The sequence below is a fragment of the Stenotrophomonas sp. 21LCFQ19 genome (assembly GCF_056861425.1).
Genome location: NZ_JBSPUF010000002.1, coordinates 96080 through 112475 on the forward strand (window position 1 = coordinate 96080; position 16396 = coordinate 112475).

At 65.2% G+C, this 16396-nt stretch carries 13 protein-coding genes; 7 read left to right on the top strand and 6 right to left on the bottom strand.

Annotated features, from left to right (window positions below; all coding sequences use genetic code 11):
* The first annotated feature begins 12 nt into the window (after nt 1-12).
* Both AC13FW_RS02615 and tldD read left to right on the top strand, forming a co-directional pair.
* Nucleotides 13-3831, top strand: a complete 3819-nt coding sequence (locus AC13FW_RS02615) for a YhdP family protein (RefSeq protein ID WP_482988108.1) — start codon at nt 13-15, stop codon at nt 3829-3831.
* Nucleotides 3832-3878: 47 nt separating this feature from the next.
* The gene (gene tldD / locus AC13FW_RS02620; protein WP_482988109.1) at nt 3879-5324 is read left to right on the top strand and encodes a metalloprotease TldD; all 1446 of its coding nucleotides are present in this window, start codon (nt 3879-3881) and stop codon (nt 5322-5324) included.
* Between the two features lie 267 nt (nt 5325-5591).
* On the opposite strand, the gene yjgA is transcribed toward tldD, so the two are convergent.
* Nucleotides 5592-6191 carry a ribosome biogenesis factor YjgA gene (gene yjgA / locus AC13FW_RS02625; protein WP_482988110.1) on the bottom strand — a complete coding sequence of 200 codons (600 nt, stop codon included), beginning with the start codon at nt 6189-6191 and terminating at the stop codon, nt 5592-5594.
* A 135-nt stretch (nt 6192-6326) separates the two neighbouring features.
* On the opposite strand from yjgA, the gene pmbA reads away from it, so the two are divergent.
* Both pmbA and AC13FW_RS02635 read left to right on the top strand, forming a co-directional pair.
* On the top strand, nt 6327-7694 hold the full coding sequence (gene pmbA / locus AC13FW_RS02630) for a metalloprotease PmbA (RefSeq protein WP_482988111.1): 1368 nt from the start codon (nt 6327-6329) through the stop codon (nt 7692-7694).
* Nucleotides 7695-7798: 104 nt separating this feature from the next.
* Nucleotides 7799-8170, top strand: coding sequence for a DUF4870 domain-containing protein (locus tag AC13FW_RS02635; RefSeq protein ID WP_296246007.1), 372 nt, complete (start codon nt 7799-7801; stop codon nt 8168-8170).
* 173 nt (nt 8171-8343) lie between these two features.
* Here AC13FW_RS02635 and AC13FW_RS02640 read toward each other — a convergent pair whose 3' ends face one another.
* The 5 genes from AC13FW_RS02640 to AC13FW_RS02660 all read right to left on the bottom strand — a co-directional run bounded on the left by AC13FW_RS02640 (nt 8344) and on the right by AC13FW_RS02660 (nt 13201).
* Nucleotides 8344-9222: a polyprenyl synthetase family protein gene (locus tag AC13FW_RS02640; RefSeq protein ID WP_482988112.1), complete on the bottom strand. Its 879-nt coding sequence runs from the start codon at nt 9220-9222 to the stop codon at nt 8344-8346.
* Nucleotides 9212-9472, bottom strand: a complete 261-nt coding sequence (locus AC13FW_RS02645) for an exodeoxyribonuclease VII small subunit (RefSeq protein ID WP_282269773.1) — start codon at nt 9470-9472, stop codon at nt 9212-9214. Before AC13FW_RS02645 ends, AC13FW_RS02640 begins: the two co-directional genes overlap by 11 nt.
* A 31-nt stretch (nt 9473-9503) precedes the next feature.
* Nucleotides 9504-10802 carry a tRNA lysidine(34) synthetase TilS gene (gene tilS / locus AC13FW_RS02650; RefSeq protein WP_482988113.1) on the bottom strand — a complete coding sequence of 433 codons (1299 nt, stop codon included), beginning with the start codon at nt 10800-10802 and terminating at the stop codon, nt 9504-9506.
* A 174-nt stretch (nt 10803-10976) separates the two neighbouring features.
* Nucleotides 10977-11462, bottom strand: coding sequence for a WG repeat-containing protein (locus AC13FW_RS02655; protein WP_482988269.1), 486 nt, complete (start codon nt 11460-11462; stop codon nt 10977-10979).
* Nucleotides 11463-11500: 38 nt separating this feature from the next.
* Nucleotides 11501-13201, bottom strand: coding sequence for an alkaline phosphatase (locus AC13FW_RS02660; protein ID WP_482988114.1), 1701 nt, complete (start codon nt 13199-13201; stop codon nt 11501-11503).
* 151 nt (nt 13202-13352) lie between these two features.
* On the opposite strand from AC13FW_RS02660, the gene AC13FW_RS02665 reads away from it, so the two are divergent.
* The 3 genes from AC13FW_RS02665 (at nt 13353) to AC13FW_RS02675 (ending at nt 16350) form a co-directional block, all read left to right on the top strand.
* Complete coding sequence (locus AC13FW_RS02665; protein WP_282271236.1) at nt 13353-14684, top strand: dicarboxylate/amino acid:cation symporter; 1332 nt, start codon at nt 13353-13355, stop codon at nt 14682-14684.
* 494 nt (nt 14685-15178) lie between these two features.
* The gene (locus tag AC13FW_RS02670; protein WP_482988115.1) at nt 15179-15712 is read left to right on the top strand and encodes a hypothetical protein; all 534 of its coding nucleotides are present in this window, start codon (nt 15179-15181) and stop codon (nt 15710-15712) included.
* Entirely contained in the window at nt 15709-16350 is a 642-nt protein-coding gene (locus tag AC13FW_RS02675; protein ID WP_482988116.1) for a hypothetical protein, read from the top strand. The genes AC13FW_RS02670 and AC13FW_RS02675 overlap by 4 nt, the downstream gene beginning before the upstream one ends.
* The last annotated feature ends 46 nt before the right edge of the window (nt 16351-16396 follow it).

Below are 16396 nucleotides of genomic sequence, written 5' to 3' on the forward strand. Positions count from 1 at the left end.
CGAAGTGAGCTGATGACCACGCTGTTGCGCCACCGTCTGCGCCGCTTCCGTCGCTATGCCTTGATGGCATTGGCGGTCGCGTTGGTGTGCGTGGCCTTGCTGGTCGGCACCGTCAGCCAGCTGCTGCCGATGGTGGAGGCGCATCCGGACAAGGTTGCTGCCTGGTTGAGTGAACGTGCCGGGCAGCCGGTTGCTTTCGATCGTCTGGACACGCGCTGGACCCGGCGCGGCCCGTTGCTGCAGCTCGATGGTTTGCGGGTTGGCCAGGGCGAAGGTGTGCGTATCGGCCAGGCCGAAGTGTTGGTTGCGGTGTATTCGGGTCTGCTGCCCGGCGCGCCGTTGACCGAGCTGCGCCTGCGCGGGCTGGCGTTGACCCTGCAACGGGCCGACGACGGCCGTTGGTCGGTGCGCGGTCTGCCTGAGTCCAAGGCTGGCGGCGATCCACTGGACGCCCTGCGCCGGCTCGGCGAGCTGCAGGTGATTGGTGGAGCGTTGCAGATACAGGCACCCTCCATCGGCCTGCAGACCCGCATTCCGCGTATCGACCTGCGCCTGCGCGTGGACGGCGAGCGTCTGCGGGTAGGTGCCAAGGGCTGGATCGATACCACCGCTGCGCCGGTCACCGCGGTGTTGGATTTCCAGCGCCAGCGCGGCGATGGCCAGGCCTGGTTCTCGGCTGATCCGGCCGAACTGGGCGCATGGTCTTCGTTGTTGAAATTTGCCGGTGTGCAGCTGCGCCAGGGCAAGGGTGAACTGCAGGGCTGGGTGCAGCTGCAGGACAATCGCGTGGTGGCGGTCAGCGCCGTGGGCGAACTGGACGATGTACAGCTTGCTGGCGCGCCGTTGCCGGGCTCCGCCGCACCGAGCGTGGCTTTCAGCAAGCTGCAGCTGCGCGCGCGCTGGAAAGCGATCGACGGCGGCTGGCGGCTGGACGCGCCCAGGCTGCGGATCGCTACCGACAGCAACACCCAGTCACTGGATGGCTTGCTGCTGGCCGGCGGCAAGCACTACGTGGTGCAGGGCAAGCAGCTCGATGCCGGTCCGATGCTGCAGGTACTCGCGCTCAGCGACCGCCTGGGGCCCAGCCTGCGGAACTGGCTGCATCGTTCCAGGCCATCGTTGAAATTCGCCGACATCAGTGTGCTCGGTACTGCCGATGGCCCCTTGCGTGCCAGTGGCGAACTGCTGGACGCCAGCTTTGCGCCGGTTGGCGGCAGCCCCGGCGTCACTGGTCTACGCGGGCATTTCGAAGGCGATGCACAGGCGTTTTCGCTGGGTCTGAAGCCGGACCATGTCGTGCGCTTTGATTGGCCGACCGGCTTCGGGGTGCTGCATGAGCTGCAGCTTTCCGGCGATCTGGTCGGCTGGCGCGAAGGTGCCGGTTGGCAGATAGGGACCCCGGCTTTGCGGGTGCAGGGCCAGAACTATGCTGCCGACGTGCGTGGCGGACTGTGGTTCCAGGGCGACGGCACCCGGCCATGGATCAGCCTGGCGGCCAAGATCGATGATGTGCCGATGACTGCGGCCAAGCAGTTCTGGGTGCGCTCGAGCATGAGTGACGCAGCGATCGGGTGGCTGGATGCGGCACTGGTGGATGGCACCCTGCGCGGCGGCACCGGGTTGGCCGTCGGCGACCTGGATGACTGGCCGTTCACCGGCAACAACGGTCGCTTCGAGGCGGGCGGGCATATCGACGATGGTTCGATCCGTTTCCAGCAGGACTGGCCGCTGATGCAGCACGTCAATGCCGATATCAACTTCATCGGCGGCGGTTTCGATTTGACGGGGCGCGGCGATCTGGCCGGGGTCAAGGTGGATCACCTGCGCGCTGGCATCGCCAGCTTCGCCGAATCCAAGCTGGTGGTGCAGGCCAGTACCGTCGACGAAAGCGCGCGCCTGTTGGCCATGCTGCGGCAGAGCCCGTTGCAGGCCAGCTATGGCGACACCCTGGACAACCTGAGCGTGGCCGGGCCGGCGGCGGTCAATTTCGATCTGCTGCTGCCGCTGCACCACGATGGTGGCGGGCATCTGCTCGGTGACGTCGATCTGCGCGATGTGCGCATGGCCGACAAGCGCTGGGACCTGCAGTTCGAGGGGGTGCGCGGCAAGGCCCAGTACAGCAGCGACGGCTTCGACGCGCCGGCATTGCAGGTACGCCATCAGGAACGCGATGGGGTGCTGGCGCTGCGCGCTGGCAAGCCGGTGAAGGACCCCGTGCATGCCTTCGAGGCCGAGCTGAGTGCGGATCTGGATGCGGGCAAGCTGCTGGACCGTGCGCCGGAGCTGGCTTGGCTCAAACCCTACGTGCACGGCACTTCTGCGTGGACGGTCGGGGTCAGCCTGCCCAAGGAGCAGGCTGGCGTACGCAGCGGCCCACCGACCCTGCTGACCCTGCGTTCGGACCTGCAAGGTACCCGTCTGCAGTTGCCGGCGCCGTTGAACAAGCCGGCCGCCGATGCGCTGGCGACGACCGTGCAGGCGGCTTTGCCGATGGGCGCCGGGCGCATAGACGTGTCCTTCGGCAAGTTGATGGCCTTGGCTGCGCGCAGCCAGAACGGCAAGACCGGCGTGCAGGTCACGATGGGCAGCGACACGGTCGATCACGAACCGCCGGCCGATGGGCTGGTGGTCAATGGCCGTACCCCGTCGCTGGACGCGTTGGAGTGGATCAGCCTGGCGCGCGGCGATGGCAACGACACGGGCGATGGTGGCGTAGCGCTCAAGCAGGTGGACGTACTGGCTGACCAGCTGTTGATGGTGGGTGGGCGCTTCGCGCAGACCCGGTTGCAGCTGCGGCCCGGTGCCGACGCTGTGGCAGTGCAGCTCGATGGCCCAGCCCTGGCCGGCAACCTGCGCGTCCCTACCGCCGATGGCGGCACGGTGAGTGGGCAACTTTCGCGGGTCTACTGGCAGGCGGCAAAGGCGGCGACGGCCGAATCCAGCGACACCCCGGCCGAACCGATCAACCCGGCCAACATCCCGCCGCTGGCACTGGATATCGACGACCTGCAGTTCGCCACGATCAAGCTTGGCCAGACCCGTCTGCGCACGCGCCCGACCGGTGACGGCCTGCAGGTGCAGGAGCTGGCCATCCGCGCGCCCAAGCAGGTCATCGACGTGCACGGTGAGTGGCGTGGCATGGGCGCGCAGGCCCGAACCCAGGCCACGGCGCAGGTACAGAGCGAAGACCTGGGTGACCTGTTGCAGCGCCTTGGCTATGCCGGGCAATTGCGCGGTGGCCAGGGCAAGGTGAACCTGCAGACCGGTTGGCAGGGTGGGCCGATGGCTTTCAACCTGGCCACGCTGGAGGGCGGCATGGACATGAACCTGCGCAATGGCCAGCTGCTGGAAGTCGACCCCGGCGCTGGTCGCGTGCTCGGCCTGCTGAGCGTGGCGCAGTTGCCGCGACGCTTGCTGTTTGACTTCCGCGACCTGTTTTCCAAGGGTTTGGCGTTCAACCATGTCGAGGGAGCGATGCGCTTTGGTGATGGCCAGGCCAATACCGACAAGATCGCCATCGAGGCACCCGCGGCGGAGATCACCATTCGCGGCCAGGCTGATCTGGTGGCCCAGCAGTTCAACCAGACCATTGATGTGAACCCGCGTTCGGGCAATCTGCTTACGGTGGTGGGTGCGGTGGCCGGTGGTCCGGTAGGTGCGGCAGTGGGTGCCGCAGCCAACGCGGTGCTGGGCAAGCCACTGGGCGAGATCGGCTCCAAGACCTATAAGGTCACCGGGCCATGGAAAGATCCCAAGGTCGAAGTGCTGGACCGTGACGCCGCCCGTCTGCCGCCTCCGGTAGTTACCCCCGGCGCTGCCAGCAACCCCTGAATCAGTGCAGGCTTGCATGCAGCGGGCCTGCCCCCATCTGGATAGTCATGACCGATAACGCACTCTCGCTCGCCGAAACCCGCCTGCTGCTGCCTGCAGGACTGGATGCTAATCGCCTTGAACGCACCTTTGGCACCTTGCTGGGGCCGGGCATCGATTTTGGCGACCTGTACTTCCAGCATTCACGCCGCGAGAGCTGGAGTGTCGAGGACGGCATCGTCAAGGACGGTGCGCATTCGATCGAGCAGGGCGTGGGCGTGCGCGCGATTGCCGGCGAGAAGACCGGCTTTGCCTACTCGGACGATATCCAGCCGGCAGCCCTGCTGGCCGCAGCACAGTCGGCACGTGCCATCTCCCGCGAGGGCGGTGAGCAGAACGTGCGCTCGCTGGTGCGCGGCAGTGGTCGCGCGCTGTACCCGGCGCTGGACCCGGTGGACAGCATCGGCAACGAGACCAAGGTGGAAGTGCTCAAGCGTCTGGATCGCTACCTGCGTGCGGCCGATAGCCGCGTGCAGCAGGTGATGGTGAGCCTGTCCGGCGGCGTCGATACGGTGCTGATCGCGCGCAGCGACGGCGTGTTGGCCGCCGACGTGCGCCCGCTGGTGCGTTTGAACGTACAGGTCATCGTCGAGCAGAACGGCCGCCGCGAGTCCGGCTATGCCGGCGGCGGTGGCCGCTATAGCTATGAAGAACTGTTTGCCGGTGAGCGCCCGGAAGCCTTCGCCCGCGAAGCGCTGCGCCAGGCGTTGGTGAATCTGGAAGCCATTCCAGCCCCGGCTGGGGTGATGCCGGTGGTGCTCGGCCCGGGCTGGCCCGGCGTGCTGCTGCACGAAGCGGTCGGCCACGGCCTGGAAGGTGATTTCAACCGCAAGGGCACCAGCGTCTATGCTGGCCGCATCGGTGAGCGCGTGGCTTCGCCGGGCGTGACGATTGTCGATGACGGCACCCTCGATGGCCGCCGTGGTTCGCTCAATATCGATGACGAAGGCACCCCGACCCAGTGCACCACGCTGATCGAGGACGGCATCCTGGTTGGCTACATGCAGGACACGCTCAACGCGCGTTTGATGGGTGTTGCGCCGACCGGCAACGGCCGCCGTGAATCCTTCGCGCACATGACCATGCCGCGCATGACCAACACCTACATGCGCGCAGGCAACCATGACCCGGAGGAGATGATCCGTTCGGTGAAGAAGGGTTTGTACGCGGTCAACTTCGGCGGTGGCCAGGTCGACATCACCAGCGGCAAGTACGTGTTCTCTGCGACCGAGGCCTACCTGATCGAAGACGGCAGGATCACTGCGCCGGTGAAGGGTGCGACCCTGATCGGCAACGGCCCGGAGACCATGCAGAAGGTGCGCATGATCGGCAACGATCTGGCGCTGGACGAAGGCGTGGGCATCTGCGGCAAGGACGGGCAGAGCGTGCCGGTCGGTGTCGGCCAGCCGTCGTTGCTGATTGATGGGCTGACGGTGGGTGGTACGCAGGCCTGAGGGTGCGGTTAAGGCTGAAGAGTCCCCTCATCCGCCCCCCGCCTTCGCGGGGGCAGGCTCTCCGGGCACCTTCTCCCGTAAACGGGAGAAAGGATTGCAGAGCTGCAGTTCGAGCTGACTCCGCCAAATTCCACATGCCAGCCGTCCCTTCTCCCGCGAGCGGGAGAAGAGCCTGTCCCCGCGAAGGCGGGGATGCCCCGCAAGGGGCGGATGAGGGGAAGCTTTTCGCTGCAGAACCAAACCAGCAGCAAGGCCCCTCAGTCCAGATCAATCCTGCTCGTCGTCGCCTTCCATATCATCAGCAGCATCGTCATCATCGCCACCAACTTCCGCAGCCGCGCTCAACACCGGCACCAACATCAGCTCGCGCAATACCTGGTAGATCTCGCGGTAGGCGCGCGGCGGCTTGTTCTTGGCCTTCTCGGCCAGCGCATTGCGCACCAGCGTGCGCAGGGCTTGGCGGTCAGCCTCCGGATGCTCGTCCAGCAGCTCGCCCAGGGCGACATCACCCTCGGCCAGCAGCCGCTCACGCCAGCGCTCCATGCGGTGCATGATCGCCACTTCGCGGCGCGAAGTCTCGCTGTTGGCGTCCAGTGCATTGCGGATCGCATCCAGCGTCTCGTCTTCCTCGCGGCGCATCTGCTTGGCCAGGAAGGCCAGCTGGCGCTTGCGCGCGCCGTGCGAGGTGATGCGCTTGGAGTACTCGATGTGTTCCAGCAGGCCTTCCGGGATCGGCAGGCGCGCCAGCTGCGCCGGGGTCAGCTCCACCAGGGTTTCGCCCAGCGCCAGCACTTCCAGCGCTTCGCGCCGGTTCTGGCTACGGCTTTCGCCCAAAAATTCACCGGTTTCTTGATCGCGTCCGCGCATCGCACTGCTACCTACTAAACTTCATGACAGGAAAGCCTGGCGCTCGCCGGGCTCCACGAAAAATCCACGTCACGCCGCCGCCAGTCATGCAAGACCGGGCAGATGTGAAGGGATTTGGCCACCAAGGATAAAGCATTGAACGCCATTAGCACCGATAAGCCTGCCGCCGACGACAGCCTGCAGCGCCTGGAACGCCTGGCCGGCATCTCCCAGCGCCTGCTGGAACGGGCCCGCGCCATGGGCGCCAGCCAGGCCGAGGTCAGCTGCAGCGAGGACCGTGGGTTGGACGTGAATGTGCGCCTGGGCGAGGTGGAGACGGTGGAAGCCACCCACGACCGTGGCATTGCGGTGACCGTGTACTTCGGCCAGCGCAAGGGCAGCGCCAGCACCGCCGACCTGCAGGAAGCCAGCCTGGAGGCCACCGTGGCCCAGGCCTGCGCCATCGCCCGCCATACCGAGGACGATCCGGCCTCCGGCCTGGCCGATCCGGCGCTGATGGCCACCGAATTCCCGGACCTGGACAGCTGGCACCCCTGGGAGCTGAGCGCCGAGCAGGCGCTGGACCTGGCGCTGGCCTGTGAGTCGGCTGGCCGAGACAGCGACAGCCGCATCAGCAACTCCGATGGCGCATCGGCCTCCACCGCGCAGAGCGTGTCGGTGTATGCCAACTCGCATGGTTTCATCGGCCGTGACCGCAGCAGCCACCATTCCATCGGTTGTGCGCTGATCGCAGGGCAGGGCGACGGCATGCAGCGTGATGGCTGGTACACCAGCGCCATCGCCCGCGAAGACCTGCAGGATCCGGCGGCGGTGGGTCTGCGCGCAGCCGAGCGAACCATCGCGCGGCTGCAGCCACGCTCACTGCCGACCGGCGAGGTGCAGGTGCTGTTCGCAGCGGAAATGGCGCGCTCCCTGATTGGCCATCTGCTCAGTGCCGTATCGGGTGGCGCCCTGTATCGCCGTGCCAGCTTCCTGCTCGACAGTGTGGACACCCAACTGTTCCCGGACTGGTTCGCCATCGATGAGTTGCCACTGCTGCGTCGCGGCCTGCGCTCCAGTTCCTACGACGGCGAAGGCGTAGCCACCCGCAACTCGGCCTTGATCACCGACGGCGTTCTGCAGCGTTACATCCTGGGCAGTTACTCGGCGCGCAAGCTGGGCCTGCAGACCACGGCCAATGCCGGTGGCGTGCATAACCTGAAAGTGAAGGCCAATGCAGGCGACCGTGCATCCATGCTGTCGGGTATGGGCACGGGTCTGCTGGTGACCGAATTGATGGGGCAGGGCGTGAATGGCATCACCGGTGATTACTCACGCGGTGCCGGTGGCTTCTGGGTGGAGAACGGACAGATCGCTTACCCGGTGGACGGCATCACCATCGCCGGCAACCTCAAGCAGATGTTTGCCGGCATCGAGGCGGTGGGCACCGATGTGGACCCGCGCTCGCATGTTTCCACCGGCTCAATACTGGTCGGCAAGATGACCGTGGCAGGTAATGATTGACGCAGTCTTGCCAAACAGCGGACTATTCTCATGTGGAAGCAGATGTACTTCCTATAGCTACCTACCTTCATGGATAAGCCCTTTACAAGGATCTTGGGGAAACAATGAGCGATTACCAGACCACTCCGCCGCCGGCACCGACCAGCGCCGGCGCTTCCGATGACAACAGCATTGCAATGCTGGTGCACCTGTCGGGCATCTTTTTCAGCTTCATCGTGCCGTTGATCGTTTGGCTGGTGAACAAGGACAAGCCGGAAAAGGCCTTCTTGAACGCCAACTCGAAGGAAGCGCTGAATTTCCAGCTGACGCTGCTGGGCGCTTACTTCATCAGCGGCATCCTGATGGTCGTGTTGATCGGCTTCCTGACCTATGCCGTGGCATGGATCGGTGGCCTGGTGTTCGCGATTCTTGCTGGCCTGGCTGCCAACAAGGGCGAGACCTATCGCTACCCGCTGACCATTCGCCTGATCAAGTAATCGGCGCGATGGTTGTCAAACAAAAAGCCCGGGATTCCCGGGCTTTTTGCTGTCTGCCGTGTTTTCGCTCCCTCCCTTGCGCGCAGCGAAGGGGAGGGTTGGGGAGGGGTTGGCTTGTGCTGTTGGCTCTTGAGCTTCGCGGCTTACGCCGCTCCTACAAACGCTTCGGTGAATCAATGCGAGCGACGCACCGTCAGCTCGGCCAATGCCGACAATGCCGCTGCACGCTGACCGAACGGTATCAATGCTGCCTGCATTGCCGTTGCCAGCTCGGCCAGGGTGGCCTTGGCACCCTCCATGCCCAGCAATGAGGGGAAGGTCGACTTGTCCTGCGCCTGGTCCTTGCCGGCGGTCTTGCCCAGCTGCTCGGAGCTGGCCTCGACATCGAGGATGTCGTCGCGGATCTGGAAAGCCAGGCCCAGCGTGTCGGCGAAGCTGTCCAGCTGTGCAAGCTGGGCATCGCTGGCTTCACCACACAGTGCGCCCATGCGCACCGCGGCGCGGATCAGTGCACCGGTCTTCATCGCATGCATGCGCTTGAGGTCATCCAGTGCCTGCTGCTGACCGGTGGCGTCGATGTCCAGCGCCTGGCCGCCACACATGCCGGCAGCGCCGGAGGCACCGGCCAATGTCTTCATGCAGTTCAGCGCCAAGGCCGGTGGCATCCAGGCATCGGCGAGGATCTCAAAGGCGCGGGTCTGCAAGGCATCACCGGCAAGGATCGCGGTGGCCTCGTCAAAGGCGATATGGGTGGTCGGGCGGCCGCGGCGCAGGGCGTCATCGTCCATTGCGGGCAGGTCGTCATGCACCAGCGAATAGGCGTGGATGAACTCGACCGCGATCGCCGCAGCGTCCAGGCGCGCTTCGTCGGCGCCGAACAGATAGCCGGTGGCGTAGACCAGCATCGGCCGCATGCGCTTGCCACCGCCCAGCGCCGCATAGCGCATGGCCTGGTGCAGGCGTTGTGGTGCAAGCTCCGGGTCGGGCAGGGCGTCCTGCAGCTGTTCTTCGGTGCGTTCCAGCCAGCGGGTGAGCAGGGCGTCAGTCTTCATTGCCACTGCTTTCAAAGGGTTCGGATTTCTCCGGCTGGGCCGGATCGGTAACCAGGCGCACGCGCAGTTCGGCCTGTTCCAGCGCCTGTTGGCACTGGCGATAGAGACCTACGCCACGTTCGTATGCGGTCAGCGACTGGTCCAGACTCAGGTCGCCAGCTTCCATCTTCTCTACCAGCTGCTCCAGTTCTTCGAGCGATTGCTCGAAGTGGGCGACCGGCGAGGTTTCATTGGGGGACTTCTTTGCCATGACGCAAGTGTGAGCGGCCAGCGGGAAAGGGTCAATTCACCGGATCTGGCGGCAGCCATTGCAGTGAGGCGCCACGCGCCTGCAACCACGCCTGCAGCGGGGCTGAGATGACCCGATCCGCCGCCGCCAGAACCTTGCCGTCGGCGCAGAGCAGTGGCATCTGCGCGCGCAACCAAGGGGGCACGCCCACCTGTTGCAGGCAATGCTTGAGTTGATGGCTGTGGCTGCGGCCCGGCAGCTGGATACGCTCGCCGCCGTGGCGTTGACGCAACTGCAGCGGTTCATCGAAGGCCTTGGCGCCGTGCAACAGCAGTTTGCCGCCGTCGGGGAGATCCACGGGTTGGGCGCCGTCCCAGTGACGCGTCCAGCCCTCGGGCCAGGGCTGGATCACGGTGATTGCATGCAGCTGGTCACGCCAGCGCACGATGCGGGCCTGCTGCCAGCGGAACTCGGCCTGCTGGTCATGGCCAGCGGCCAGCAGCTGTTGCTGGATTGCCTGTACGCCCTTGGCCGGCAGTGCTGGCAGGCGCTGTTGCTTCGCCCACAAACGCAGTACGCGGGATTGCTGTGATGTAGCAAGTTGCTCGAGTTCGCTCAGCAGCAGTGCGTTCTCCGTGCCCAGGCAGCGCTGCAGCAGGCCTGCATCATCCTCATGCAACAGCGCCGCTGCCTGTGCCGCAAGTTCGGCGCTGCGTGCCATCGCTGCGGCTGCATGTGGCCAGCGCTGGCACAGCAGCGGTAGCACCTTCAAGCGCAGGAAATTGCGATCGAAGTCCGCACTGCCGTTGCTGGGGTCCTCGATCCACTGCAGCTGATGCTGGCTGGCATAGGCTTCCAGTGCGTCGCGCGCCACCTGCAGCAGTGGCCGCCACAAGGTGTTGGTTCCGAAACTGCGTTCTGCCTGCATCGCGGCCAGACCATCGACACCGGCGCCGCGCAGTGCGCGCAGCAGGAAGGTTTCCGCCTGATCGTCCTGATGGTGGGCCAGCGCCAGCCATTCGCCTTCGCGTAGATGGGCCTTGAAGGCCGCATGGCGGGCATCACGGGCGGCTGCCTCCAGACCTTGGCCAGCGTCACGCGGAACATCGGCATGCACTACCTGCAGTGGGATATCCCACGCTGCACAGAGGTTGGTGCAATGCTGTTGCCAGTCATCGGCAGCCTTTTGCAGCCCGTGGTGCACATGCAGTGCGCGCAGGCTGCCGGGCTGGCGTCCCGGGGCGTTGGCCAGCAGATGCAACAGCACGGTGGAGTCCAGGCCGCCGCTGAAGCCGACCATCACCGGGATGTCGGTTGCGGACTGCAAGAGGGAAGGAGAAAGCGGGTTCATGGCCGCGCCGAGTATCGGCGGCGGCGGCGATGGCTGCAATTGTTGGTGCGCCGTGTTGTGGGAGCGGTGTGAGCCGCGAAGCAGATGGATCCTCAGGTCGCGGGTGGGCCGGCGATTCCATTGTTGCCAGTTTCGCGGCTGATGCCGCTCCCACAAAACCACGCAAGACAAGGCTCAGGGCAGGATCTTGCCTTGGCGATCAATGCGGTAGTGCTTGCCGCCCTCGATGGCGGTGTGGCCGCCGGGGTCGGGTTTGCCAGGTGCGCAGCCCTGGCAGACCTCGGCGATGCCGTCCTTGAACGGCCAGCCCCAGTCGAAGCGGGCGGCAAAGGCTGGTTGCAGTTGGCGGTCGTAGTAGCCGATCTGGCCATCGACCATGGAACGGGTCAGGCCTTCCTCGAAGTAATCCGGGCCGTTGTCGTAGGTGATCACCGGCAGGTGGCGTCCGTCGCGACGCAGGTAGTAATGCTGTTTGCCGGCAATGACCGTGGTCAGTCCATCAGCATCGTACTCAAGCTGCGCCAGCGCCGTTTCGGCGACGATCAGCCTGCCATCGCCGGTCCGCTTGCAGCCTTCCAGAATCTTGAACGCATCGGTGTCCATCCGGTAGCAGGCCTCGTCGGCCAGCGCGATCGCTGGCAGCCAGGCCAGTGACAGCATTGCTGCCACTGGCCATCCGGCACGTTGCCGGAGCAGGTTCACTGCGCCTTGCGCTCGAACTTGGCCGGTTGTGGCAGTTCGACCGGCACGCCGTGCGCGTCGCAGGTACCCAGGGCACACAGGCGCTCACGCAGCCGCGGGGTGGACTGCACGATCAGGTGGTAGATGGTGTTCTGTTCCATCGTGCCACGCACTGCCTTGCTGCCCGGGCCACGCGCCCAGATGCCGACATCTTCACCGCCGTGCGATTCGCTCTTGGACGGCACCAGCGCTTCCTGCATGTAGTCCGGATGCTCGGTGTCGACATGGGTCAGGTCGGGGCGGCCGTTGGCGGTCTCGAAGCTGCTCGGCGAATGCGGGAAGCGCTTCGGGCCGGCCGGCTGTTGGTTGCTGGCACCGGTGTAGCCCGGGCCATTGGCATAGCTCAGGGTGGTGTAGGGCATGCCCATGCCGTCGCGGGCCAGGTCCAGTGCGCCCATGCCGTCTTCGCCGCCCTTGTCCTTGACCTTGCCGAGGATGGCGTTGCCGCGTGCCGGGTAACCGACGAAGTTCAGCGTATGCGAGTGGTCTGCGGTGACGATGATCAACGTGTCTTCGGCCGAGGTGGCATCCACCGCAGCCTTGACCGCATCGGACATGGCGATGGTGTCACCCAGTGCTCGCGCTGCGTTGCCGCTGTGGTTGGCGTGGTCGATGCGGGCGCCTTCGACCATCAGCACGAAACCTTCCTGGTGCTTGGACAGGTTGGCGATGGCGGCGCGGGTCAGTTCGGCCAGCGACGGTTCACCGGCGCGGTCCTTGGGGCGGTCCTGCTCGTACTGCATGTGGTCCGGCTCGAACAGGCCGAGCAGGGCCGGCGCGTTGGCGGCCGCCTTGAGCTGGTCGGCGTTCCACACATAGGCGCCCTGCGGGTGCTTGGCCTGCCATTCGGCGACCAGGTTGCGGCCGTCCAGGCGCAGGCCGACCTTGTCGGCGTATTCCGGGTCCTGCTCGTTGATGGTGGTGAACTGGCCACGACCGCCGCCCAGTGCAACCAGCGGGCCCTGGCCGAAACGCGAGGTGGAGATCAGCTGCTGGGCGATGTCCACGCATCCGGCAGCCTTGGCGGCTTCTGGCAGGTCGGTGTCGTTCTCCCAGTTGCGCTCGGGCGAGTGCGCGTAGGTTGCCGCCGGGGTGGCGTGGGTCAGGCGTGCGGTCGAGACGATGCCGGTGGCCATGCCAGCGCTGTCGGCCAGCTGCAGCCAGGTCAGCAGGCCCTTGGGCAGGCTGTCGGCGCAGTTGTTGCGGCTGCCGGCGCTGACGCCGATGGCGCCCATATGGCTCTTCACGCCGGTGGTGATGGCGGTCATGGTGCCGGCCGAATCGGGGGTCTGCGAGTCGGTGTTATAGGTCTTGCTGAACGCAGTGGCCGGGAAGCGTTCCCAGGACAGCAGGTTCTCTTCACCTGGCTGGCCCTTGCGCTGGCCTTCGAGGATGCGTGCGGCGGCCACGGTGGTCAGGCTCATGCCGTCGCCCAGGAACAGGATCACGTTCTTGGCCTTGCCGGCCATGGCGCCATTACCGGCGGCGCGGGCGGCGCCGTCGCGGTACCACCACTGCGGGGTTTCCCCGTCCGGGCGGGTGATCTGGGGGACGTCAACGCTGACTGCGTTGGCCGGGCCGGACTGCGGGCCGGTGCTGGCGCAGGCGCCGAGCAGCAGGGTGGACAGGGCGGCGGACAGGAAACTGGCTTTGTGCATCGTGGTTGTTACCGCTGGATGAAGACAGACCGCCATTATGGTCAAGCGTGGAAGGCATGCATATGACACGCAGCTTTTCTGTGTGGGCATCGTTCTGGCGCAGGCCTTGCGCTATCGTGGCAACCTTCGATTTTTATCCCGGATTGACGATATGAATGTGGTTTCTGCCTGGCTGCGGATCCCCTTCTGGCAGCGGGTGGTCGGCGGCTTCGTGCTGGGCGCGCTGGCTGGCTGGGCGCTGGGACCGGCGGCTGAGACCTTCTTCGGCCCGCTGGGTGAGCTCTACGTCACCCTGATCAAGATGATCGCGGTGCCGTTGGTGTTCTTCGCGGTGATCAACGCCATCGGCTCGCTGCACGGGCAGAAGTCGGTTGCCGCGCTGAGTGGCCGCACCTTCCTGTGGTTCGTGATCACCGCCGCATTCGCGGTGGGCATCGGCCTGCTGGTTGGCACGGTGATGCAGCCTGGTGCCGGTGGCCTGGAGCTGGCCGTGGATGCGGCATACACCAAACGTGACGTGCCTTCGATCGCCAAGGTGCTGATGGATGTGGTGCCATCCAATGTGTTCTACGCGCTGGCGGGTATCGGCACCAAGGTCAACGAGGCTGGCGAACAGGTGCTGGCCGCCGGGCGTGGCTCGATCCTGCCGGTGATCTTTTTCGCCGGCCTGCTCGGCTTTGCGATGGTCAAGCTGGGCGAGAAGGTCAACGAAGCACGCAAGCTGGTTGGGCAGATGAGCGAGATCATGATCCAGGTGACCCGCTTCGTGCTTGAGATGACGCCGCTGGGTACCTTCGGCCTGATCGCCGGGCTGGTCGGCAGCTATGGCTTCGAGAAGCTGCTGCCGTTGGGCAACTTCGTGCTGGCCCTGTACGTGGCCTGTGCGTTGCACATCGTCATCGTCTACAGCGGCTTGTTGCTTGCGCATGGCTTGAATCCGTGGAAGTTCTTCCGTGGTGCGGCGCCAGGCATGCAGGTGGCGTTCGTGGCCTCGTCGAGCTTTGCGGCGATGCCGGTGGCGATGCGTTCGATCAGCGACAACCTCGGCGTCAACAAGGACTACGCATCGTTCGCGGTGCCGCTGGGTGCCAGCATCAAGATGGACGGCTGCGGGGCGATCTACCCGGCGCTGTGTGCGGTGTTCATTGCCCAATACACCGGCGTGCCACTGACCCCTGAGCAATACGTGATCGTGCTGATCGCATCGGTGCTGGGCAGTTTCGGCACGGCCGGCGTACCGGGCACGGCGGTGGTGATGGCGACGGTGGTGCTGAGCGCGGCCAACCTGCCGCTGGAAGCGATCGGTTACCTGTACGCCATCGACCGCATCCTCGACATGATGCGCACCATGACCAATGTCACCGGGCAGATGGTGGTGCCGGTGATCGTGGCCAAGGAGACCGGGCTGCTCGATCAGCAGGTGTACGACGCTGCGGGAACGCCTGCGATGGGCGCTGGTGCGAGTGGGCGCCATCCGGACTAGCGGGTTTGCAATCGCAGCGTCAGGAATGGATCGGCATCGCCGCGATACCGTTCACCTGAGTACTTGAGTCACCCAGAATCCGATGCCAGTCCCTTGGCATCGGATTTTTTGTGGGAGCGGCGAAAGCCGCGAAACCCGAACTTAACCGGGTGCCAGAGATGCGGGTAGCCCGGCGCCGCCGGCTTCGCGGCTTACACCGCTCCTACATGCAGCGCAGGGCCGTTGCCGGCCTATCTCATATCCGACGGTTGTTGCTTGTAGCAGGTGTAACAACTGTCTGTAACAGCACTGATACAGCTGGGTGAAAGCCAGGCAGCGCGTGCCTTTCGCGGTTCCATCGGGGCTTCCATGCGCCGGCTTTGATATCAGCATGGCTGTGACATGGATACACCCATGGGTGCCAGGGTAAAACGGCAACCTGTTGTTTTTAATTGAAATTATTGCTTGGCACGGATGCTGCTCTATCACTCGCGTTGGTACGAGTGGACGACGCAATGGACAGCTGGACCCTACATCGTTATGCCGCCCTGATCGGTTTGCTGCTGGTCGGTACAGCCGCTGGTGAGGCCGCCATGGCTTCCGGTGCACGTCAGGGCGTGAAGGCACAGCCGGGCGAGATCGTGTTGCTGCGTGATGTATCAACGCGGCCGGCCTACCGCATGGCACCGCCGGGCATGGCCCTGATTGCTGATCCCTCACCACGCAAGGAGCTGGGCTCCGCGCTCGGGACTGGTGGCATGAGCGAGCTCAGCGATGATGACTATGCGGCAATGGGGTCGGGCATGGCTGGTAGCCAGCTGGCCGGGCACGGCCAGACCACGGTCGAACGAGTAACCACCGGCATGGTGGGCGGGACCTTGGGGCGCGTTGTCGGCGATGACGGCATGTTGTCCGGAGGCCAGCTGTCACGCGCCATCGGTGGCCCGATGGGCGCCGTGGGTGGTGCGACACGCGGCATTGGCGACCAGGTGCGTGGCGCCTTGGCACAGTTCCCGCTGGGCCAGCCGGCCGGGCCGGGTGGCAAGTGAACGCCTCCTTCGCCCCCATTCCCGCTGCCCTGCTTGTCGTTGCGCTTGCCCTTGCGGGTAGTGCACACGCGCAATCGGGCACTGACAGCTACAGCGGCATGCTGTCCTATCTTTCCACCGACACGCGGATTGACGGTGGGGCCTTGGCCGGTGCCAATGGCTCGATCAAGGTCAACCAGGCGGCGGGTGATCTCAACCTGCAGGCCAACCTGCACAGCATGGCCAATGGCGGACACGCGTCGGCCAGTGTTCGCAGCCTGCAGCAGCGTGAGTCCAATCTCTTCAATTCACCGATGCAGGCCACGGCCACCATCGGCGGCAATGCCCTGGCCGGTGCCGGCGGCATTGCTTCAATCAATCAGGCCAGTGGTGGTGGCAACGCGGAGTTGAACTCCGTCACCGCGACACTGGCCGCACAGGGCATACGCGAGGCAAGTGATGAGGCCATGGCTTCATCCGAGGTGCTCGCGTCGGCAGGGGGGCAGTCCACCGTCACCGACCCCCGCGCAACCCGCAGGGTTGGCGTGGAGGCATCCGCATTGCGCGGGTTTGACGGCGTACTGCAACTCAATCAGATCGCGGGATCAGGCAATGCAACGGAGAACAGATTCAGCATCTCCGTGCAGGGCACCCCGTGAGCACAGTTCCATCCACCCGATGCATCAGAAAATCTGAAGAGGGCAC